The organism is Halocynthiibacter sp. C4 (assembly GCF_028823805.1).
GTDB lineage: Bacteria > Pseudomonadota > Alphaproteobacteria > Rhodobacterales > Rhodobacteraceae > Falsihalocynthiibacter > Falsihalocynthiibacter halioticoli.
Genome location: NZ_JAPEIE010000004.1, coordinates 106,892 through 125,763, shown reverse-complemented (window position 1 = coordinate 125,763; position 18,872 = coordinate 106,892). Strand labels below are relative to the sequence as shown.

The 18,872-nt window shown below is 56.0% G+C and carries 23 protein-coding genes; 15 read left to right on the top strand and 8 right to left on the bottom strand.

Annotated elements, in window-relative coordinates:
- Positions 1 to 12: 12 nt before the first annotated feature.
- The 7 genes from purU to OU789_RS15150 all read right to left on the bottom strand — a co-directional run bounded on the left by purU (position 13) and on the right by OU789_RS15150 (position 6,991).
- The gene (gene purU / locus OU789_RS15180; RefSeq protein ID WP_274656469.1) at positions 13 to 897 is read right to left on the bottom strand and encodes a formyltetrahydrofolate deformylase; all 885 of its coding nucleotides are present in this window, start codon (positions 895 to 897) and stop codon (positions 13 to 15) included.
- On the bottom strand, positions 894 to 1,904 hold the full coding sequence (gene iolG / locus OU789_RS15175) for an inositol 2-dehydrogenase (protein ID WP_274656467.1): 1,011 nt from the start codon (positions 1,902 to 1,904) through the stop codon (positions 894 to 896). Before iolG ends, purU begins: the two co-directional genes overlap by 4 nt.
- Before the next feature lie 136 nt (positions 1,905 to 2,040).
- Positions 2,041 to 2,817 carry an ATP-binding cassette domain-containing protein gene (locus OU789_RS15170; RefSeq protein ID WP_274656465.1) on the bottom strand — a complete coding sequence of 259 codons (777 nt, stop codon included), beginning with the start codon at positions 2,815 to 2,817 and terminating at the stop codon, positions 2,041 to 2,043.
- 16 nt (positions 2,818 to 2,833) lie between these two features.
- On the bottom strand, positions 2,834 to 3,907 hold the full coding sequence (locus OU789_RS15165) for an ABC transporter permease (protein ID WP_274656463.1): 1,074 nt from the start codon (positions 3,905 to 3,907) through the stop codon (positions 2,834 to 2,836).
- A 76-nt stretch (positions 3,908 to 3,983) separates the two neighbouring features.
- Positions 3,984 to 4,922, bottom strand: a complete 939-nt coding sequence (locus OU789_RS15160) for a substrate-binding domain-containing protein (RefSeq protein ID WP_274656461.1) — start codon at positions 4,920 to 4,922, stop codon at positions 3,984 to 3,986.
- A 77-nt stretch (positions 4,923 to 4,999) separates the two neighbouring features.
- Entirely contained in the window at positions 5,000 to 5,815 is an 816-nt protein-coding gene (locus tag OU789_RS15155; RefSeq protein ID WP_274656460.1) for a TIM barrel protein, read from the bottom strand.
- A gap of 138 nt (positions 5,816 to 5,953) precedes the next feature.
- Positions 5,954 to 6,991 carry a LacI family DNA-binding transcriptional regulator gene (locus OU789_RS15150; RefSeq protein WP_274656458.1) on the bottom strand — a complete coding sequence of 346 codons (1,038 nt, stop codon included), beginning with the start codon at positions 6,989 to 6,991 and terminating at the stop codon, positions 5,954 to 5,956.
- A gap of 685 nt (positions 6,992 to 7,676) precedes the next feature.
- On the opposite strand from OU789_RS15150, the gene OU789_RS15145 reads away from it, so the two are divergent.
- On the top strand, positions 7,677 to 7,889 hold the full coding sequence (locus tag OU789_RS15145; RefSeq protein WP_274656457.1) for a helix-turn-helix domain-containing protein: 213 nt from the start codon (positions 7,677 to 7,679) through the stop codon (positions 7,887 to 7,889).
- Between the two features lie 33 nt (positions 7,890 to 7,922).
- On the opposite strand, the gene OU789_RS15140 is transcribed toward OU789_RS15145, so the two are convergent.
- Positions 7,923 to 8,204 carry a hypothetical protein gene (locus tag OU789_RS15140; protein WP_274656456.1) on the bottom strand — a complete coding sequence of 94 codons (282 nt, stop codon included), beginning with the start codon at positions 8,202 to 8,204 and terminating at the stop codon, positions 7,923 to 7,925.
- A 189-nt stretch (positions 8,205 to 8,393) separates the two neighbouring features.
- Between OU789_RS15140 and OU789_RS15135 the strand changes: the two genes are divergently transcribed.
- From OU789_RS15135 to OU789_RS15070, 14 genes are all read left to right on the top strand, one after another.
- Positions 8,394 to 8,747: a hypothetical protein gene (locus tag OU789_RS15135; RefSeq protein ID WP_274656454.1), complete on the top strand. Its 354-nt coding sequence runs from the start codon at positions 8,394 to 8,396 to the stop codon at positions 8,745 to 8,747.
- A gap of 43 nt (positions 8,748 to 8,790) precedes the next feature.
- Positions 8,791 to 9,411 carry a lytic transglycosylase domain-containing protein gene (locus tag OU789_RS15130; protein WP_274656452.1) on the top strand — a complete coding sequence of 207 codons (621 nt, stop codon included), beginning with the start codon at positions 8,791 to 8,793 and terminating at the stop codon, positions 9,409 to 9,411.
- Positions 9,408 to 9,701, top strand: coding sequence for a TrbC/VirB2 family protein (locus tag OU789_RS15125; protein ID WP_274656450.1), 294 nt, complete (start codon positions 9,408 to 9,410; stop codon positions 9,699 to 9,701). The genes OU789_RS15130 and OU789_RS15125 overlap by 4 nt, the downstream gene beginning before the upstream one ends.
- Positions 9,694 to 9,972, top strand: a complete 279-nt coding sequence (locus OU789_RS15120; RefSeq protein WP_274656448.1) for a type IV secretion system protein VirB3 — start codon at positions 9,694 to 9,696, stop codon at positions 9,970 to 9,972. The genes OU789_RS15125 and OU789_RS15120 overlap by 8 nt, the downstream gene beginning before the upstream one ends.
- Positions 9,962 to 12,325, top strand: coding sequence for a VirB4 family type IV secretion/conjugal transfer ATPase (locus OU789_RS15115; protein WP_274656447.1), 2,364 nt, complete (start codon positions 9,962 to 9,964; stop codon positions 12,323 to 12,325). Before OU789_RS15120 ends, OU789_RS15115 begins: the two co-directional genes overlap by 11 nt.
- Positions 12,322 to 12,489 (top strand): hypothetical protein, encoded by a 168-nt coding sequence (locus OU789_RS15110; RefSeq protein WP_274656445.1) that lies wholly within the window; start codon positions 12,322 to 12,324, stop codon positions 12,487 to 12,489. Before OU789_RS15115 ends, OU789_RS15110 begins: the two co-directional genes overlap by 4 nt.
- Before the next feature lie 55 nt (positions 12,490 to 12,544).
- Positions 12,545 to 13,633, top strand: coding sequence for a lytic transglycosylase domain-containing protein (locus OU789_RS15105; RefSeq protein WP_446719192.1), 1,089 nt, complete (start codon positions 12,545 to 12,547; stop codon positions 13,631 to 13,633).
- Complete coding sequence (locus OU789_RS15100; protein WP_274656442.1) at positions 13,633 to 14,442, top strand: type IV secretion system protein; 810 nt, start codon at positions 13,633 to 13,635, stop codon at positions 14,440 to 14,442. The genes OU789_RS15105 and OU789_RS15100 overlap by 1 nt, the downstream gene beginning before the upstream one ends.
- Before the next feature lie 10 nt (positions 14,443 to 14,452).
- On the top strand, positions 14,453 to 15,106 hold the full coding sequence (locus OU789_RS15095) for a virB8 family protein (RefSeq protein ID WP_274656440.1): 654 nt from the start codon (positions 14,453 to 14,455) through the stop codon (positions 15,104 to 15,106).
- Positions 15,107 to 15,207: 101 nt separating this feature from the next.
- Entirely contained in the window at positions 15,208 to 15,903 is a 696-nt protein-coding gene (locus OU789_RS15090) for a TrbG/VirB9 family P-type conjugative transfer protein (RefSeq protein ID WP_274656560.1), read from the top strand.
- On the top strand, positions 15,900 to 17,294 hold the full coding sequence (locus OU789_RS15085; protein ID WP_274656438.1) for a TrbI/VirB10 family protein: 1,395 nt from the start codon (positions 15,900 to 15,902) through the stop codon (positions 17,292 to 17,294). The genes OU789_RS15090 and OU789_RS15085 overlap by 4 nt, the downstream gene beginning before the upstream one ends.
- A gap of 4 nt (positions 17,295 to 17,298) precedes the next feature.
- Positions 17,299 to 18,285: an ATPase, T2SS/T4P/T4SS family gene (locus OU789_RS15080; protein WP_274656436.1), complete on the top strand. Its 987-nt coding sequence runs from the start codon at positions 17,299 to 17,301 to the stop codon at positions 18,283 to 18,285.
- Positions 18,282 to 18,470 (top strand): hypothetical protein, encoded by a 189-nt coding sequence (locus OU789_RS15075; protein ID WP_274656434.1) that lies wholly within the window; start codon positions 18,282 to 18,284, stop codon positions 18,468 to 18,470. Before OU789_RS15080 ends, OU789_RS15075 begins: the two co-directional genes overlap by 4 nt.
- Positions 18,467 to 18,871, top strand: coding sequence for a hypothetical protein (locus tag OU789_RS15070; RefSeq protein WP_274656433.1), 405 nt, complete (start codon positions 18,467 to 18,469; stop codon positions 18,869 to 18,871). The genes OU789_RS15075 and OU789_RS15070 overlap by 4 nt, the downstream gene beginning before the upstream one ends.
- The last annotated feature ends 1 nt before the right edge of the window (position 18,872 follow it).

Below are 18,872 nucleotides of genomic sequence, written 5' to 3'. Positions count from 1 at the left end.
GTTTACCCTCCCCTACCCCATCCGTTCTGAAGCGTAGGAACCCGGTGAAGGTGGGAAAACCACTGTCTTGTTTCCGTTCAGAAAAACCCTGCCTCTCACATGAGCATGGATCGCCTTTGCAAATACCTGCGCCTCGACATCCCGCCCGAGCGAAACGTAATCCTCGGGCGATTGGGCATGGGTCACTCGGATCGTGTCCTGCTCGATGATCGGGCCTTCGTCGAGGTCTGCAGTCACATAATGCGATGTCGCTCCGATCAGTTTTACGCCCCTCTCGAAGGCCTGTTTGTAAGGGTTTGCGCCTTTGAAGGATGGCAGGAAAGAATGGTGAATGTTGATGATCCGCCCTGACATCTTGCTACACATTTCGTCCGAAAGGATCTGCATGTATCTCGCGAGAACGATCAGCTCGGCATTTGTCTCTTCGACGACCGCCATGATGCGCGCTTCCGCCTCAGGCTTGTTCTCTTTCGTCACCTTGATGCAGTGAAACGGGATGTCTTCGTTTACCACGACCTTTTGGTAATCCATGTGGTTTGAGATGACGGCGACGATTTCGACCGGCAAAGCGCCGATGCGCCAGCGATAAAGAATATCGTTAAGGCAATGTCCAAATCGAGAGACCATGATGACGACCTTGCGCTTCACGGCCTCGTCGAAGAACTCCGCGTCCATGTCGAGTTCTTTTGCAATCGGCGCGAAGGCATTGCGCAACTCGTCCAAGCCCAAGCCGCGCTCGGACCGAAAGCTGGTTCGCATGAAAAAATTGCCAGTCTCGGCATCGTCGAACTGGGCGCTGTCAGTAATATTGCAGCCCTGGTCAGCCAGAAATGTCGAGATAGCAGAGACGATGCCGCGACGACTGTCGCACTGCACACGAAGAGCGAAACTTGTCATTGAGTCGCCACTAAGTCAGAGACTTTGACGACACAGCCTTCGGCGACTGATTTCAGCGCTGCATCGGCCAGCGCCAGCGCCATCATGCCGTCGTGGCCGGTGGTCGGGGTCGGGCTTCCGTTGGCGATTGCGTCAACAAATGCCGCGATCTCGTTGGCATATGCGTTTACATAACGCGACATGAAGAAATTCATAAGCGGTGGGCGCGTATAGCCCGTGCTGTCGGCGATCTCGATATTGGCTTCGCGGTGGTTCTCAGCTGAGACCGATCCTTTCGAACCATGCACCTCGATACGCTGGTCATACCCGTAGGTCGCACGGCGGGTATTTGTGATCGTACACTGCCTGCCGCTCGCGGTGGTCAGAATGACATTGATGCTGTCGTAGTCACCTAGTTTACCGATTTTCTCATCAGTCAGAACCGAGGCCGCGGCCTGCACGGTCTCGACCTCCTCGCCAAGCAGCCAACGCGCGACATCGAAGTCATGGATCGTCATGTCGCGGAAGATCCCGCCAGAGACTTTTATATAATCATAGGGCGGCGGACCTGGGTCGCGGCTGGTCAACGTGATCATCTCGACGTTCCCGATCCGACCATCTTCGATCGTTTTTTTGAGCGCCATGAAATCCGGATCGAATCGGCGCTGGAAACCCACCATGAGCGTCCCACCCTGATCCTCGACAGTTTTTAAGCAGCTCTTGACCCGTTCAAGACTCAGATCCACCGGTTTCTCGCAGAACACCGCCTTGCCCGCCTTAGCGAATTGTTCGATCAAGTCGGCATGGGTGTTGGTTGGCGTACAGATAGCCACGGCATCGACGTCGTCACTCGCTGCAATCTCGTCAATACTTCGGATGCCACAGCCGTAAGCGACGGCGACCTTTTTTGCCGCATCGGCCATTGGATCGGCGATGGCAACAAGCGTGGCACCAGGCGTTGCGGTTACGGCCCTTGCATGAACCTGGCCGATCCGACCGGCTCCCAGGATGGCAAATTTCACTGTCATGTTGTCCTCGTTGATTAGCGGTATGGATAGGTCAAAATTATTCTGTTAGCGGCCGACGTAGGGAGAAACCGTCGACCGCTTTGAGGGTCTTTATGCTGGGAAACCCTCGTTAGTATTTGGATTCGGGAACGCGGCGCTAAGCGGCGTCCTCGTACTCCGGCTGGGTCTTGGCGCCGGTGATGTAGGCTACGACGTCCTCGCCATTCGTCTCTTCTTTCTTCAGGTTTGCGCAGATACGTCCGCGTCGAAACACGACGATACGATCCACAAGATCCATAACCTGGCGCATGTTGTGGCTGATTAGAATGAGCGGTTCACCTTCCTCTTTCAACGTGCGGATGATGTTCTCAACTTGTGCGGTTTCCTGGACTCCGAGTGCAGCGGTCGGCTCGTCCATGATAGTCAACTTCGAATGGAAGGTTGCCGTGCGGGCAATGGCGACACATTGACGTTGGCCTCCCGACATATTCTGAATTGTGTTCCGGATGTTGGGAATTTTTACTCCGGTCCGGTTCAATGCATCCAAAGTCGATTGTCTCATGGCCTTGTAATCGAGTAAACGAAAAGGGCCCAACCAGTTTGCGTAAGTGCGTTCGCGCCCCAAAAACAGATTGTCTGGTACGTCCAGATCATCGGCCAGAGCCAGTGTCTGGAATACTGTTTCGACGCCATGCTCACGTGCCTCCAAAGGCCCCGAAAAATTGACTTCTTCTCCATACAGCCAGACCCGACCATTAGTGCGTTGCTCAACACCAGTGATCTGACGCACGAAAGTGGATTTTCCGGCACCATTGTCGCCCATTATTGCTACATGCTCACCTCTACGCAGTTCGAAGTTCGCGCCCTCCAACGCATGGACACCACCATAGTGTTTTGTCAGGTTCTCGGTTCTTAAAACGAAATCGTCGCTCATTTTCGATTTTCCTCTTTCAAGCGCGATTGCGCTGACGATACTGGTCAAGGACCACCGCCGCGATAATGATCGCGCCCATGGCGACAAGCTGATAGGACCCGTCGAGTTTGACATATGTGAAGCCCGAACGAATGACACCAATAACCATGGCACCAAGGACCGTGCCAATAATCGAACCGCGCCCGCCAGTCAGGCTGATACCGCCTATCACGGCCATCGCGATGGCAAAGAGCTCGTAAAATTCTCCCATCCCAGCTTGGGCAGTTGCGCCCTTTGAACTGAGTACAATTCCAGCAAAGGCCGCAAGCATTGATGCAATCATATACACCATTACCTTATGGCGTCTCACATTGATGCCGGACATCCGTGCTGCAACTTCGTTTGAGCCAATAGCATACGTATGTTTGCCGTAGACGGTGAAGCGCAAGATTATGTGAAACACTGCCGCTAATGCCAGGAACCAAACGACGGGCATCATTCCAGAGCCTAGAAATTTGAAACTCTCGGTCGGGAATGACACTGGTTGCCCATTGCTCCACAAGAGCGCGATACCACGACAAATAAGAAACATCCCAAGTGTCGCAATGAATGGAGGAATTCGGAAATAAGCAATAAATGTACCGTTGATAGCGCCAATGAAGGCTCCGAAAGTGAGGCCGACGACAATCGGAATGACCACTGGAAGGTCCATGGCCCAAACTCCAAAGAGCGCCTTCGGATTCGGGTTCCCATTTACAAGTTCAGTTTGTGCGAAACTCATTGCGACCATCGCCGTTGCCGCTACCAAAGGACCGGAACTCAAGTCGATCCCGCCGGTGATGATCACTTGTGTCACACCAAGTGCAATAATGCCGATAATAGCGACCTGAAGAATAATGATTTGAAGTCGTGCTTCATTGAAGATTGTATCAAATCGGTCATTTGTGTCGAACAGGAAGCTTTGACCGTTCATGTAAGGAAATGTTTGGCCCACGAGCTCGAATATTGCGATGATGATGATCAGCGCTAATAATATGTTCAACTCATTGGGCCATGACCTCTTGGAATGGTCGAAGGTCAACCCGCCAGTTCCTTGGCTCGTGTCTGCCATTTTCCTACCCCTTATATGCCGAAAATGGGAACGGCGCTCTTAGCGCCGTTCCGAATGTTGCAAGCTATGGATCAGCTTAGTTCTTAGTCAGGAAGTTCTCGATGTTTTCTGGTGTGACCAGCTGGAACGGGATATAGACCTTGCTGTCCACATCTTCACCGTTCGCAAGTGCGAGGGCCGTGTCGACGGATCCAGCACCCTGGCCAAATGCGTCCTGGAAGACCGTGACATCGAGTTCACCAGCTTGCATGGCGACCAGCGCGTCCTGTGTCGCATCCACGCCGCCCACTTCAACGGCGGCCATATCGATACCCGCTGCCTTCATTGCCTGGATCGCACCGATCGCCATTTCATCGTTGTTGGCGATCACGAAGTCGAAGGGCTCGCCCGAAGACAACCAGTTCGTCATGAGATCCTGCGCCTGGTCGCGCGACCAGTTTGCGGTCTGTTCGTCGATCAGCGTCATGAAGTTACACATGTCGGTGCCGATGATGTCATGCACGTCCTTGGAACGCTGAACAGCAGCCTGGTTGGACAGCTCGCCATTCATCAAGTAACCGGTCGCGCCGCCACCCTTGCCAGCGGCCCGCAAGTTCTTGCAAATCTCAAAGGCTTCAAGCGTGCCGGATTCGATTTCGTTTGACGCCACGAACGCCTGCGTGTCCGGCAGGCTGTCCACGTTGTCTGGCTGACGGTTGACGAAGACCAGCGGTACGTTACCAGCCGCTTCGGTGATGGCCGCACCGGCAGAGGTGTCAACGATATTCACAATGATCGCATCAACACCGGAAGCCACAAAGTTGCTGACCTGGTCGATCTGCTTGGCCAGATCGTTGCTCGCGTCCTCAACTTGCAAGTTGACGCCATCAAGGCTCGCTGCGTGATCTGTCATACCGTTGCGCATGACGGTCAGGAAATTGTCATCAAATGCCGCGATTGTGGCACCGATTTCCTGTGCGATTGCAGTGGTTCCAAGCAGCGAGGCAAAGCTGGCTGCGATTAGGGTCTTTTTCATGGGTTTCCTCCCTCTGTCGGTGTCCGGCCCACCAATTCCTTGCCGGAAGCCCCAGAGCGGGGCGATTGCTCCTCACGTCAGACAGCGAGCGCCTGAGGTTGCGAGGAAATGAAATCGAACGAGCGCTTGATCTCCGTATAGGGATCGTCGAGCGCATGGGTCTTGGGCGAAAAGCATTCGTAGCTGATCGGACCGTCGTAACCAGCCGCCAACAACGACGCGATTTGCTCGATGTTGCCGAGCCGATCATGTTCATCGACGAGAACGCGGTGCTCATCTTCCATTTGCGAAACACTTAACTTCGGATCGACCACTGCCGAAATATGCACGATGCCCGTCATCTCGGGAAAGATAGGCCCACCATCAGCCAGAGTATGATGGAATGTGTCGTGTACGATCTTGAAATGATCCTCCCCACCAACCGAGGCGATCATCTCGACAAGTTCTATCTTGGAGCGCAGCGACGAACGCTGAAAGCCCAGAGGTTCAACGAGCGCCGTCAGCTCAGCATCTTGCAACAAGGGAAGGACGCCCTTGAGGGCGACTCTTACGTTTGCCTGCCGCTCTCCATTTCCGAGCGCGGTGCCGTCATTCCGCGGAATGAGGCTGATGGTTTCGGATCCGGATGCCTTGGCCGTTGCGATCAGCGACTTGACCGCGTCTTCACGCTCAGGATTCCAGTCGTTAAACGGATAGACTTGGCTCAGTCCAACAAGACGAAGCCCCTTGTCCGAGGCGATACGACCAGCTTCTGCAGGATCTAGTTTATCAAACAACGGACGGGAAATATCATTGCGCACTTCGACCCCGACGCAGCCGAGCTTTGCGGCCAAATCGAGAAAGGAAATGTAACCGAGTTTCGGCACAGTCATATGATTCAGCGCTGTCTGCATTTTCGTCCTCCCAAGCTGGTACCTCCCACCAGCAACGAGATCACAATTGCGACGATTCTAGCCTCGGTCAATCAAGCGCGCTGCATTTAACGTCATTCATGACGCATTTAAGCGCTTCAAAATGATGTTTTTACGTCATTATACGATTTCAGGGAGGTGCAGCCGCGGTTCCAAAAAATACTGCCCCGCGACGCCATCATCCGGCTGCCCGCGGGCAGCGATCATCATTTCGACGAGATCCCGGCAGAGGTCCGGGAGTGGCGTCGCAATGGCCATAATTGCATAGCCATCGACAAGTGCCGCGCGACTTTCGGCTGTCAATTCATTGACGATGAGTGCGACCTGGGGTTCGGCATGTCTCTCGCGCAAGGCCGCTATCGCTCCTTCCATGCCACCGCCAGCCACGTAAATCCCCTTTAGGTCTGGATGTCGATCGAGCAAGTCGAGGGTTGCCTCATAGGTCAGCTGCCGCGTTTCCAAATTCACCAGCGTGTCCAGGACACTGAAACCGGAGCCTGCCTCTCTAACAAAAGACCGAAAACCAACCTCTCGAAGATCATGGCCGTGCCAGCGGTTGCCACCTACAAATATTGCAAGCTTACCCGGTTCATGCACAGTTTTTGTAATCAACCAAGCGGCCAGTCGGCCAACCTTCATGTTGTTCAAGCCGACATAGTTTTTTCGAATGCCCTGCGCAAAATCGTTCAACAGGGAAAAGACGGGAACATCTTTGTCTTTCAACACTTGGACGATCCGATCCAGTTTTTGGTCATTCACTGCTGAACTGGCAATTGCATCGCAAGTCTCACCGAGCTCAGTCAGGATCTCCGCGAATTCAGCAGGCGATTGAGATGACGAGTAACGAATGAGCACTTCGCCGCGTATGTCTTTGCGTGCCGTCACGGCTTGTTCGATTTCCCGCGCGAAGTTGCGATAGAATTCTTGCGATTGCTTGAGTAGGACAAAACCGAGTTTCACTTCCGGAAGTGATTGGTCGAGCCGGTCCCGGAACGTTCCCATGCCGTAATACCCAACCCGCTGCGCCGCTTCGGAGATTTTCCGGAGTGTTTCGGGACGGACCGTGCCGCGCCCGTTGATTGCCCGATCGACCGTCGTTACGCTGACGCCCGCCTCGCGAGCAACGTCCTTGATTGTTGTTCTATTCGCCACGCGCATTTCCCAGATGACGGATTTTCGTCATGTGAGGCTAGAACCTTCATCCGGCATTGGCAACTATGTCCTCGCTTACCCACTAATATCTGCTCAAGCTTGACGGTCTTCGAAGTAAACTGAGAAAAGAAATCACTTCTTCCGGCGTTGTCGCTTTGGCATGCGCCAATCTCTCGGTGCATATTTCAGGATTAATGAACGTCGCCGTTTCATTTTCGTTGATCCATAGAATCGACAATTCCGTGGACTCCCAAGCGTACACCCAACCAACCGTGCTCTTGCCATCGGGTCCTATCAGCCGAGCAATGGGCGATGCTTCTTTGTTAACTTGGGTCACTAATTAATTCACTTTGGATCTGCTGGCCGAATTTAAGGTCATTAGAAAACAGCTTGGTTTTGAGGGTCTAGGCGGCTACTTCCGCGCGATTGCTCGGGAAATTTTAGGGCTCTATTCAGCCTTGGACAAAATTACTCTTTAGCATGAATTCTCACCATAAGATTGGCATAGGTTTGATAAAACGCCCTTTCAAAAATACTCGCCCAACCCTCACGTGCAATTTTACTTCCATACTCGCCTATGATGGCGTTGGACCCTAATTCGGGAAATTATCGGCCGAAGACAATAGTCTACCCTCCGAATGTAGAATATATTGCGTGGTTAAATACTCTACATCTGGGCTCTGCCTTTGGCATGAAGCTACGGATACAACTTGGTCTGAACATTCAGGAAGCGCGCCGATCCAAAGGGTTCAGCCAAGAAACCCTTGCGCATCGTGCCGACATTGATCGGGGCTACATTGGCAAGATTGAAAACGCAAAGCATGCCGCGTCGATCGACATGATTGAAGCTATCGCAGAAGCACTGGGTGTAGAGGCGCAAGAACTTCTTAAGCCTCGAATTTGATTGCCCAGTGTTTAGACTGGTTGTCCGGCAAGGCTAACGTTCAAGTGTCCCAAAGAACCGTCCATATTCTTCGCTGACCTCTCGCGCATCCTGAAACGCGCGCGCCCGTTCGTCGTCAAGGCAGCGGAAATAGCTCTGTATATCCTGAATGTAGATCTCGAAGTCGTTCTGGATGAGGTCTGCGTATTCTCGAGCAGCTTGCGGATCGCTCGGCACAAAGTGCCGTTGCGGCGCGAGACAGGTTGCACTGCTGGCTGAACTCCCAACCACAGCACTCAATAGTATAACTTGCGGGACCAAATGCAGTAGCTTCATCTTTTGCCAAGAATCCTTTATATGACGCGGCATGGCAAAGCCCTCGGACCGATCAGACCGAGAGGAAATACTACATCAGAATCGCAATAATATACCTTGCGTTTCATTAATATACTTTCGTATGTTCGCGATGTCCATGGTGGGCAGTGCGATCCTACGTCTCGAGAATAGGGAAGTGTGATCGCAGTTATGAACTGGGAAGTAGAAGCACCGAATGTTGTCACTGAGGCTAGATTCCGCGAACTCGTGGAAAGCGGCTATAGCGCCGAGATCTTGTGCCAGGAAACTGCGCATAAGAAAGGTCCGAGCTATTACGGCGTCTGGATCATGCGCGCTGTCAGCGATGACGGTGTGGAAAAACTTTTGGTCACGGCTCGGACCCGCACAACTCACAACGATATCAAAATCCGTGAATTCAAAACCATCACGGGCGTTGTCTCGTTCCTCGTTGGCATTGGCTTCTCCCACGCCGATGTTCCGCTCGAAGAGGGCCAGCGAACAACTCACAAACTCGCTAGCCGCAACGAAGACAGCAGCGACTAGCCTTTTCTTCATTTGGCTGTTTGCTCCACCCGCAACAGCCCAAATGGTTCTGGTCATGGAGAGCGACGGCTCGCTGACCGCGACACAATCTCAATACAGCTTTGCTCGGAACTACAACGACGGCGTAGGCCAAGGGCCTGCAGCAGACGCGCTCGCAATCTTTGACGAACCCGTCGCTGACCCAGTTACAGAAGAAATCCGCACCGCCGCAATCGCTTCGAGAGCTCTCCTCCCCCGCGATGAAGTTCTTGCCGCCATCGAAACCACAGCGTTGCGCTATGGTAGCCACCCCGGTCTGCGCCGCGCGGGACTTTCGGTTTCGGATTGGCTCGTTCTCTTCCGCGCCAACATCGAAATCGAAAGCGCTTATCGTCAGAGCGCGGTTTCTAGTGCAGGGGCCATTGGCCTTGGACAGCTGATGCCAGCCACGGCCCGCGATCTTGGCGTTGACCCACGAGATCCCCTCCAGAACCTCGATGGTTCCGCCCGCTATCTTGCAATGATGCTGGAGCTGTTCGGCGATCCGCGTCTTGCCTTGGCAGCCTATAACGCTGGTCCCGATGCCGTGCGGCAGTACGGTGGCATCCCCCCTTACCGAGAAACCCAAAATCATGTGGCCCGCGTCATGGCGGTAGCCGCTCGACTGGAAGGAACAAACCCATGAGACATTTTACACGCGCTTTCGCTGCATCATTGGCGCTGTTCTTACTGATCGCAGACCCTGCACTTGCGCAAAGCATCGACCTCTCCCCAATTCAAAGTCTGCTACAGGGCATCGTCGATGCGCTGACCGGCCCGCTTGGAGTCGTGATTGCAACGCTGGCCGTTCTAGGCGTCTTTCTTAGCTGGTTCTTCAACATCATCGATCTGCGCCAAGCGCTTTGGGTGCTCGTAGGCATCGCAGGAGTCGCGGCTGCACCCACAATCGTTGCTGCGGTGTTTGCCGGTGGCTGAGCGCTCGCCACTCTTCCTCGGCCTTGTTCGGCCGCCAAAATTGCTAGGCCTGCCCATCATGTATGCGGTGGTCTGGCTCTTTGGATCGGTACTGCTGTTCGTCTGGGTTCAGCACATGGTAATCCTTGGGGTCGCGCTTGTGCTTTATCCTGTGCTTTGGAAAGCGGCTGATTGGGATCCCCGTTTCATCGACGTAATGATGACAGCCTTGCAAGAAACCCCTCCCACCCGAAACCGGCAGATACACGGTGGCGATAGCTATGCCCCGTGATGAAGCACTGGACGCCCGGACGCAGATACCCAATTGGTACGCGCGGGAGACACGCCTCGCGCATATGCTGCCCTATGTCAGCTTGGTCGGTGATCAGACGGTACGGACGCGGGTGAACGAGCTGTTTCAGTGCATCCGCTTGGACGGGATCAATAGCTACACGACCGACGATGCCTACCTCGACAAAATCACAGCCCTCTTTGCGCGCATCATCGCCCAGCTTGGACCGGAATACTCCTACTACGTACACAAAGTCTCAAAGGCGATTGCGCTTGAGTTGGAGCCCGTTGCGGATGATAGCTTTGCCGGTGAGGTTGACCAACAATGGCGAAACAAACTCGCAGGCAGCGGGCTGCGCGACAAAACACTGACCCTAACGGTCATCCACCGCCCTCCACCGAAGAGTTTTCTGCCGTTCGTCAACCGAAGCGCGCCAGAACGGTTTAAAGAAGAAACCCAGAAACGGCTCAGGCGGTTGGTCGAAGCCGTGAACGTCTTTGTGTCCGGCCTTGCTGATCTGAAGCCTCGCATCCTATCCGCCAAAGCAGGCGAGTTGGTCGGGTTTCTCGGGGCGCTGAATACAGGTCAGGAACTGCCGCTCTACCCTGCCAGCACCTTCGGGTTTCTGTCATTCAACGTTGCCAACACGCGGGTGACATTCTTTGACGACCACTTTGAGCTTTCAGAAGGGGTGGTCGGCCATCGCTACGGCAAGAGCTTCACCATCGGAGAGTATGCCGAAGGCACCTCCTGCACGATGTTCGACATGCTCAACCTGCCCGTCGACATGATCGTCACGCACTCCTTCACGCCGATCAATTCCAACCTGATGGCAGGTCGCATCAAGCGCCAGAAACGCCAGATGCAGGCATCGCAGGACGCTGCCCTCTCACTGATGGAAGCGCTCGACATCGCCGCGGATGATCTGGAAGCCAAACGGCAGAGCTTTGGCGAGCACCACATGGTCGTGACGATCTTCTGCGACACGCTTGATGAACTTCAGACCCTAAGCGCAGAGATCGTCAACGCCGCCGCCGCCGAAGGTGTGAAGATGATCGGCGAGCGGGCTGCGGCCAAGGCGCACTATCTCAGCCAACACCCCGGCAATCAGCCCAAACGCGTGCGTGCCAGTGCCATAACTAATCGCAACTTTGCAGACTTCGCGGCGTTTCACCGGACGCAACTTGGCAAGAACGCCGGTGAGGTGCCGTGGGGCAAAGTCATCACCATGCTGCCAACGCCGGAGCAAAGTGCCTATTGGTTCTCTTATCACGAGCAAGGTTCACCCGAGAAAGAACCGACCAGTGGTCATACCTTGATCATGGGACGGCCAGGTTCGGGCAAATCCGTCCTTTCTGCATTCCTCATGACTCAAGCCCGTCGAGCAGGCGCGCGGATCTTCGTCTTTGATTACCGCCTTGGTATGGAGATGGCGGTCCGCGCCAACGGGGGTAGCTATGCAGCATTGAAAGCAGGCCAAACCACAGGTCTGAACCCGCTTTGGACCGAAGTGGATGATCGCGGCACCGCATGGCTCTCGGACTGGCTGGCCACCCTGCTCTACCGGGTAGACAAACCACTCACGCCCGTGCAAACCAATCGCATCCAAGAGGTAGTCCGCCAGAACGCAAATGCTACCGACCCTGCCCTGCGCAATTGGAAGGACTTTGCATCGCTCCTTGTTTCCACCGATGATGGTGGTGATCTGCACCAGCGCCTGCTGGAATGGACCAACGACGGTCGCTACGGTTGGATCTTTGGCCAGTCTCTGGAGGACACGTTTTCTCTCGAAGGGGATGTTGTTGGCTTCGATCTGACGGGTATTCTCGATTCTGAATCTGAAAAAGAGCGCATGGCCGTTCTCAGCTACTTGTTCCGCCGCGTTGAGCGCGAGATTGAGGATCGCCACCCCACCATCATTGTGATTGATGAGGCTTGGAAGGCGCTCGACAACGCGTATTTCGCAGAACGACTGTCCAACTGGCTGGTGACGGCACGCAAGCAGAACACCGTCGCGGTGATGATGACGCAATACGCAAGCCAGTTAGAACGCACCCGCACCGGCAAGACCATCGTTGAAGCGGTCCCGACGCAAATCTTGCTGCCCAACATCCGCGCCCATGCGTCCGACTACGCCATGCTGAACCTCTTCGAGAAAGAACTCGACGTGTTGCTGAACACAGGCAGCAATTCGCGGCTGGCGCTTATTCGTGACGACCAAGGGTCCATCGTCGTCGATGCAGATCTCAGTGCTTTAGGCCCCAACCTCACGATCCTTGGCGGCATGGAGAAGGGTGAAGCGCTTGTAGGTGCAGACTACCGCGACCGACCTGATTTCTGGAGACTGACATGACACGATCACTGATCCTCATAGCCGCGCTCGGCATGCTTGCCTCCTGCGCACAATACCAAGAACCACAGGCCAATTGCTTCACGTTCCTTGCGGCAGTTGCACCAGTTGAGCCCGATTGCACCTTCACGCCTCTTGGCACTTTGGAGGGTGACATTGCTATCTAAGCTCGCTCATATCCTCTGCGTGTCTTTGCTGCCCGGTCTCGCGGTCGCTCAAGGGGTGCCAACGGTCGATAACGGTCTGACCGCACGCGACATAGTGGAAACCGGTGACCGTGAAGTCGATCTTGCGACCCAAGCCGACAAGCTATCCGCGCGCGAACTCATTGCCGAGATCGAGCGCGAACAATTGGAAACGCTGGCGCGTATTCTCGACGCCCAAACCAGCTTTGGAAGCCAAGGCCTGCCCGCAATGGTGTCTGGTTTGGAAGCTGGCAGTGGTGATCCTGCCCGGTCGGTGGAGGCAGTCTATGGCTCAGGCGAGGTTGATCCCAATCCCGCGGGGACGCAGATGTTTGGCGATGCGGGCCAGAATATCGAACAACTCATTATCCGCGTTGCGCAAGAAACCAGCGGCTTTGCAGGCGTCGGGCGCGCCGGTCTCTCTGCGGTCCAATGGCGCGCCCTTCTTCAAGCCCTGATTTGGCAGGAAAGTCGTTTTACCATCGGTGCGCGTTCACCCGTTGGCGCATTTGGCCTCACCCAGATCATGCCCGGTACCGCCAGCAATCTCGGCATTAATCCAGAATACTATGACAGCCCCTATCTGCAGGTGCATGGCGGCGCGCGGTACTTGGCCACGCAACTCAACACTTTTGACGGCAACATCATCAACGCGCTTGCCGCCTACAATGCAGGGCCGGGCCGCGTGTTTGAATACAGCGGCGTGCCGCCGTTTCGCGAAACACAGCACTACGTCAAGGTTATCCCTGAGCGCTACAATCACTATCTCAGCCGGATCGGCGGTATCGAAGCCTTGGGCACAATCGATCCTTCCCTTCTGGCCAATGCAAATCTCTCGATTACAGGGCATGGCGCTGCTTTCTATGGAAACAATTCCCCCGCCGCGATCAGACAGGCGGCCTTGCGGATCCGTGACATCATGGAGCGCATTTCGACGACTGAGGACGTTCAGGAGAGCGTGGCGCTTAACACCTACGCCCGCGCAGAACTCGTGCGTGTCGTGGCCGCCCGCGTCCGGCTTCAGGCGGCACGGACCCGGGTCTTGTCTGCGGAAGAACTGGCCCGGGCATCTGCCCGGATGGCCGAAGGGGTGTTCATGGAATTTACGATCAGGGAGATTGATTGATGGGACATTTACTCATGAGGACGGCCTTGGCCACTACGCTTGGGATTGGTTTGCATTTGGGCACCCTCTCTCCCGCCCTTGCGCAAGGTGTCCCCGTCGTCGACACCCAAAACATCGCCCAAAATATCCAGCAGCTACGGCAGATGATCGAAGACGAGATTCTGCAAAACGAGCAGCTGACGCAGCTGCGCGAACAGCTTGCCACCCTCACGGATCAACTCGCGGAGTTGCAGCGAACATATGAGGCCCTGACCCGTCTCGCCGAATTGCCCGAGATTATTCGCACGCAGATGGAAGATGAGCTCAACGGCCTTTTAGACCAAGAGTTCGGCGACATCATCGCGACCATCGAGGCCATCAAGAATGGGGACTTCTCGGGCCTGTCCGGGTCGGGCGCAGGCGAAATCGAAACCCAGATGGACCGCGTTCTGGCCGATCTCGGCTTTGATGACGACACGCTGTCGGAAATGGCCACCAGCGGTAATCCTGGGGCAAATCGCATCGCGACCCAAGCCACAACTGGCGCTCTGGTCTCGGCCGCAGCGCAAAACAGCTACAGCGATGCGGGCCAATCGCTTGAGCGTGTCGATCGGCTGGTCGGCCTGATCGATGACATGGATGAGTTGAAGGAAAGCGTCGATCTCAACACGCGCGTGACGGCAGAACTTGCAATTGCGCTTGTTGCCATGTGGCAGCTTGAAGCCATTCAAACAGTCGGTGATGGCACCGGTGGTGTGATCGATGCCGCAACCATCGCCGAAGAGCAGCGATTCATGGATTTCACCCTGCCCGATCTCAGCGCAGATTGAGGTGTGATACGTGGCGAGTGAACAAGAAATCATTGAAGAAGAACTAGTTTACGGTGCCCTTCGCCGTGAGCGGACGTGGCAACGACTCGGCCTCATGGGGCTGATCTTTGGCATCTTGGGCTGTCTGAGTGCGGCCGCTGTTGCACTGCTCGACGTCGATCCACCGCCCGTCGTCGTGCCCTATGATCCTGCGACCGGCTTTGCACTTCCCGAGGTCTCTGTCGGAGCCACCACAGTTACGGAAAACCAGGCCATCATTGAGGCGGAAGTGTTCCGCTACATCAGTGACCGCGAGGTCTACAACCAACTCGACAATGATGTGAGGGTTCGCAGTGTTTTGAGGCGATCCGACGGCGCCGCTGAAGCTTCGCTGCGCCAAATCTGGAATAGTGCCAATGCGGACTACCCGCCCACGCTTTATGGCACGAGCGGCCGTCTAGACGTCGAAGTCCTCAGTATCAATCGGATCGGCATCAATCGCGCTACAGTCCGTCTGCGCAAACGCCTCAACTCAATCAACGGCGTTCAAACCGGCCTGTTCACCGCCACTCTACTTTTTGAGTTCCGACCCGAGGCCAGCCGCTCCATCGATCAGGTTTGGACCAACCCCTTTGGCTTCACCGTGCTGGAATATTCTATCCGCTCCGACAGATTGGAGAATTAATGCGTTTCTGGAATTCACTCCAAAATACCTTGTCGCCAATGTCCCGAGAGCGCGAAGCGCGGCAGGGTATTGGCGACGCAACTCATTCCGGAAACGCATGTTTGTTCCCAGTTCGACTTTTCTTATTGCTGATTGCCCTATTGCCTGGCCTCGCTTTCGCCGAAGCCATTCCGCGTGGCGGACCCAATGACAGTCGCGTTCGATTGGCCACATATCAAGGTGCGCAGGTCTATCGACTCAATGTTTCCCTCACCCACGTGACAACAGTCGAATTCGGTGAAGGCGAAAGCATCCGCTCGATCATTGCAGGCGACACTGAGGGCTTTGAGATCGATGGCGTTCCTGGCGGTCAAGCCTTCGCGATCAAACCTGTCGCACGCGGCGTACATACCAATGTGACTGTCTACACCAACCGGCGCAGCTATTACTTCAACGTCCAGGAGACCCAAAGCCCCACCTTCTATGTGGTTCAGTTTCGCTATCCTGATGATGACGCGCGGCCAACCCGCGCAATTGCGAGCCAAGCCCCTAACTATAACTACGGGGCCAGCACGCAAGCCGAGTTCACCCCGACGCGCGTTTGGGATGATGGGACGTTTACGTATTTCGCGTTTGCCCGAAATGCGCCGGTGCCAGCCATCTTCCGATACTCCAGTGGCCGCGAGCGCACGGTAAACACGCAGGCCATCGAGGATGGTGTGATCCGCGTCTCAGGCGTGAACACGCAGTGGGTGCTGCGTCTCGGGGATGAAGTAGTCTGCATTCAGGCGACCTCACCAGCAGGGGCGTCATCATGAGCGATACGGGAGACGCAGAGCTCGAAAAACGCCTCGCCGCACTAGAGCAGGGCGGACATCGCGGGGGTTCACCCAAGGCTAGACGCTCGCCCCTTCTGGCCCTCATCGTCGTCGCACTCGTTGGTGCAGGTGGCGCCGTTCTCTACATGGTCTCCGGACCAGATGAGGAAACGGCTCTGCCAACAGCCACACCTGATGTGTTTCAAAATGAGGGTGACGGCTTTGGTGCGATCGAAGCCATACCTCCGCCCCTTGCCCCGGAAACCCAGATTGTCGTAGCCCCCGCCGCACCTTCTGAGCCCAACGCAGAGCTTCTCGCGCAACTGGCTGCTCTTCAGGCCCAGATCGAGGAATTGCGTAACGCTCCGGAACCCGTCGTCGAAGAAGATACGGCGGCTGCGGACGCCATTGATGGGCTAACAGCTCAGATCGCGGCCTTGCAAACTGCGTCGGAGGCAGCCCAACAGCTGTTTCAGGATGAATTGGCGGCGCGTGATCGCGAGCTGGAACAAATCCGTATGGACTTGGAATTGGCGCAACTTGAGGCCAATCGGCCAGTGCCCGCGCCAGTTCCTATCGGACCATCCGAGGAAGACCTCCTTGCGCGAGAGGCAGAACGGCTGCGCCGCGAAGAGGAAGCACGCCGCATAGCTGATCTTGAGCGACGCGCAGCAGAAGAACGCGCGTTTCAGGACCGCCGCATCGCGTCCCCGACGATTGCATTTGGCGGAACATCAGGGGCGAATGAAACCCCGCTTACCGAGCGCACATTCGGCGAGGTGACGGATTTTGTCTTGAACGGCGCATTGCCGACCTCCGTCACCCAAGCCGAGGTGATCGCCAACCCGTCCAACACCATCATTCAAGGCACGATGATTCAGGCTGTCATGGAAACTGCACTCGACAGCTCCCTGCCCGGTCAAACCCGCGCCGTTGTCTCCGAAGATGTCTTCAGCTTTGACGGATCGCGCCTTCTTATCCCGCGCGGCTCGCGGCTGATCGGGCGCTATCGCTCAGGGATCGATATTGCACAGCAGCGTGTCACCATCGCCTGGGACCGCATCATCCTACCAGACAATCAAACCATCCAGATCAGCTCCTTTGGTGGAGATGAATTGGGACGCTCCGGCGTTACTGGATTTGTGGACACGCGGTTCGCCGAGCGCTTTGGCTCCGCAGCTCTGATTTCGCTCATCTCGGCGGCCCCAAGTGCGGCGGCAGCCTCTGTAGAAGACGAAGCCGCAGCAGGTGTTCTCGAAGACGTGGGCGATGATCTGGCAGATGCCACGGACAGCGTCATTGGTGATTACCTCTCCATCGGCCCCGTCATCTATGTCGACCAAGGCGCACGCGTCACGGTCATGGTCGATCGCGATCTGGAGATCTTCTGAGCCCATGTCGCTGAGCTATCTCGAAACCTCGCTCGACCGGATCGACGCCGCCGCTCGCGACGATGTCATCGAGATCTGCATCAACCCCGATGGCACCTGTTGGGGCGAGTTCCAGGGCGATCACTTCATGCGGAAGCTGGACCAGAGGCTGACGGGCGTTCAGGTCAGGGACCTCGGCAACCAGATCGCCTCCTCGGCCAATACCACGATGAGCAAGGACCGCCCCATCGTCTCGGTCTCGATCACCTATAAGGGGCGCCCGATCCGCGCACAGGTCATCACCCCGCCCGCCGTGCTCTCGACCATGTCGATCAGCCTGCGGTTCTTCTCAAGCCTGCCACTCGAGGGCATTGCGCTCGATTTTCTCTATGGCAAAGAACGCAAGCTCGAAGACCTGCGCGTGGAAAAGAAGCGCGCCTTGCGCGCCGTCGTGGCCGCGGGCGTGATCGATGATGCGCTGGCATTTTGCGTCGAGAACAAGCTCAACATGATCGTCTCGGGCGGCACCTCCACCGGCAAGACAGTGGCCGCGCGCAAGATCCTCGCCCATGTGCCGGCCGAGGAACGCATCGTCACCATCGAGGAAGCGGCCGAGCTTCTGCCGACCCAGCCCAATGCCGTGACCCTCATCGCCAATCGCGACGCAGAATTCCAGACCGCCGATGTGCTTCTCACCGCCACGCTGCGCATGCGCCCCGACCGGATCATCCTGGGCGAGGTGCGCGGCAAGGAGGCCATGACCTTTCTGGAAGCCATCAACACCGGCCATGGCGGCTCCATGACCACGCTTCATGCCGAAACCCCGCAACTGGCCGTGCAGCGGCTTGCGATCGCAGCACTCAAGACCGAAATCCCGATGACCTATGCCGACATGATCCAGTACATCGAGAACTCCATCGACGTGATCATCCAGGCCGGCCGCCATGACGGCAAACGCGGCATCACAGAATTCTACCTCCCCGGCGCAACTGAGATTGGAACTTCTCCATGAAGACATTTGAATACGATATCCTGTCCTTTCAGGTGAAAAAGCAAAAGGACTACGACGCGATGCGAAGCGCCTTGAATGAGCGCGGCGCCGAGGGGTGGGAAGTCATTACAGCTGAAGCAGGTGACTACGGCTACACCACGTTCCTGAAGCGAGAATCTTCAAGAAAGAAGGCAGGTTCAGAATGATGCGGGTCGTTGCGACTGCAGGCCTGCTCGTCGTTCTCGGCGCAACCGCTGGTGTGGCCGAGCGGAACCTGATCCCGACGCTCGACAACCGTCCAGATGTTTGCCCAGAACAGTCACCCGAGCCGGAGTGGATGCAGAACATCGATGTGCGCGAGTCCTACAAGCGCCTCTTGATCCAACAGATCTACCGAGCTGAAAGCATGAAACGCATCGTTGACGCGCAAAGCTGTGACTGTCCCGTACGGTATCCGACTTGGGAGGTCGCCGTACGCGTCTACACCGAGCGCTACGCCTCATCTGAATACTGGGACGTTATCGAAGCGACGTCCGCCTACCGACGGCGGGCAAATGAACTGCGCCTTGCAGCCAAAGCGATCTGCGACGCCGCAGGCAACTGGTGAG

Excerpts from the sequence above, each read along its gene's own strand:
- OU789_RS15115 (WP_274656447.1), top strand. The coding sequence starts at position 9,962 with ATGCCCCGTGATGAAGCACTGGACGCCCGGACGCAGATACCCAATTGG.
- iolG (WP_274656467.1), bottom strand. The coding sequence starts at position 1,904 with ATGACAGTGAAATTTGCCATCCTGGGAGCCGGTCGGATCGGCCAGGTT.
- OU789_RS15135 (WP_274656454.1), top strand. The coding sequence starts at position 8,394 with ATGAACTGGGAAGTAGAAGCACCGAATGTTGTCACTGAGGCTAGATTC.
- OU789_RS15170 (WP_274656465.1), bottom strand. The coding sequence starts at position 2,817 with ATGAGCGACGATTTCGTTTTAAGAACCGAGAACCTGACAAAACACTAT.
- OU789_RS15085 (WP_274656438.1), top strand. The coding sequence starts at position 15,900 with ATGAGCGATACGGGAGACGCAGAGCTCGAAAAACGCCTCGCCGCACTA.
- OU789_RS15145 (WP_274656457.1), top strand. The coding sequence starts at position 7,677 with ATGAAGCTACGGATACAACTTGGTCTGAACATTCAGGAAGCGCGCCGA.
- OU789_RS15130 (WP_274656452.1), top strand. The coding sequence starts at position 8,791 with ATGGTTCTGGTCATGGAGAGCGACGGCTCGCTGACCGCGACACAATCT.
- OU789_RS15110 (WP_274656445.1), top strand. The coding sequence starts at position 12,322 with ATGACACGATCACTGATCCTCATAGCCGCGCTCGGCATGCTTGCCTCC.
- OU789_RS15140 (WP_274656456.1), bottom strand. The coding sequence starts at position 8,204 with ATGAAGCTACTGCATTTGGTCCCGCAAGTTATACTATTGAGTGCTGTG.
- OU789_RS15080 (WP_274656436.1), top strand. The coding sequence starts at position 17,299 with ATGTCGCTGAGCTATCTCGAAACCTCGCTCGACCGGATCGACGCCGCC.
- OU789_RS15075 (WP_274656434.1), top strand. The coding sequence starts at position 18,282 with ATGAAGACATTTGAATACGATATCCTGTCCTTTCAGGTGAAAAAGCAA.
- purU (WP_274656469.1), bottom strand. The coding sequence starts at position 897 with ATGACAAGTTTCGCTCTTCGTGTGCAGTGCGACAGTCGTCGCGGCATC.
- OU789_RS15070 (WP_274656433.1), top strand. The coding sequence starts at position 18,467 with ATGATGCGGGTCGTTGCGACTGCAGGCCTGCTCGTCGTTCTCGGCGCA.
- OU789_RS15100 (WP_274656442.1), top strand. The coding sequence starts at position 13,633 with ATGGGACATTTACTCATGAGGACGGCCTTGGCCACTACGCTTGGGATT.
- OU789_RS15125 (WP_274656450.1), top strand. The coding sequence starts at position 9,408 with ATGAGACATTTTACACGCGCTTTCGCTGCATCATTGGCGCTGTTCTTA.
- OU789_RS15165 (WP_274656463.1), bottom strand. The coding sequence starts at position 3,907 with ATGGCAGACACGAGCCAAGGAACTGGCGGGTTGACCTTCGACCATTCC.
- OU789_RS15150 (WP_274656458.1), bottom strand. The coding sequence starts at position 6,991 with ATGCGCGTGGCGAATAGAACAACAATCAAGGACGTTGCTCGCGAGGCG.
- OU789_RS15155 (WP_274656460.1), bottom strand. The coding sequence starts at position 5,815 with ATGCAGACAGCGCTGAATCATATGACTGTGCCGAAACTCGGTTACATT.
- OU789_RS15160 (WP_274656461.1), bottom strand. The coding sequence starts at position 4,922 with ATGAAAAAGACCCTAATCGCAGCCAGCTTTGCCTCGCTGCTTGGAACC.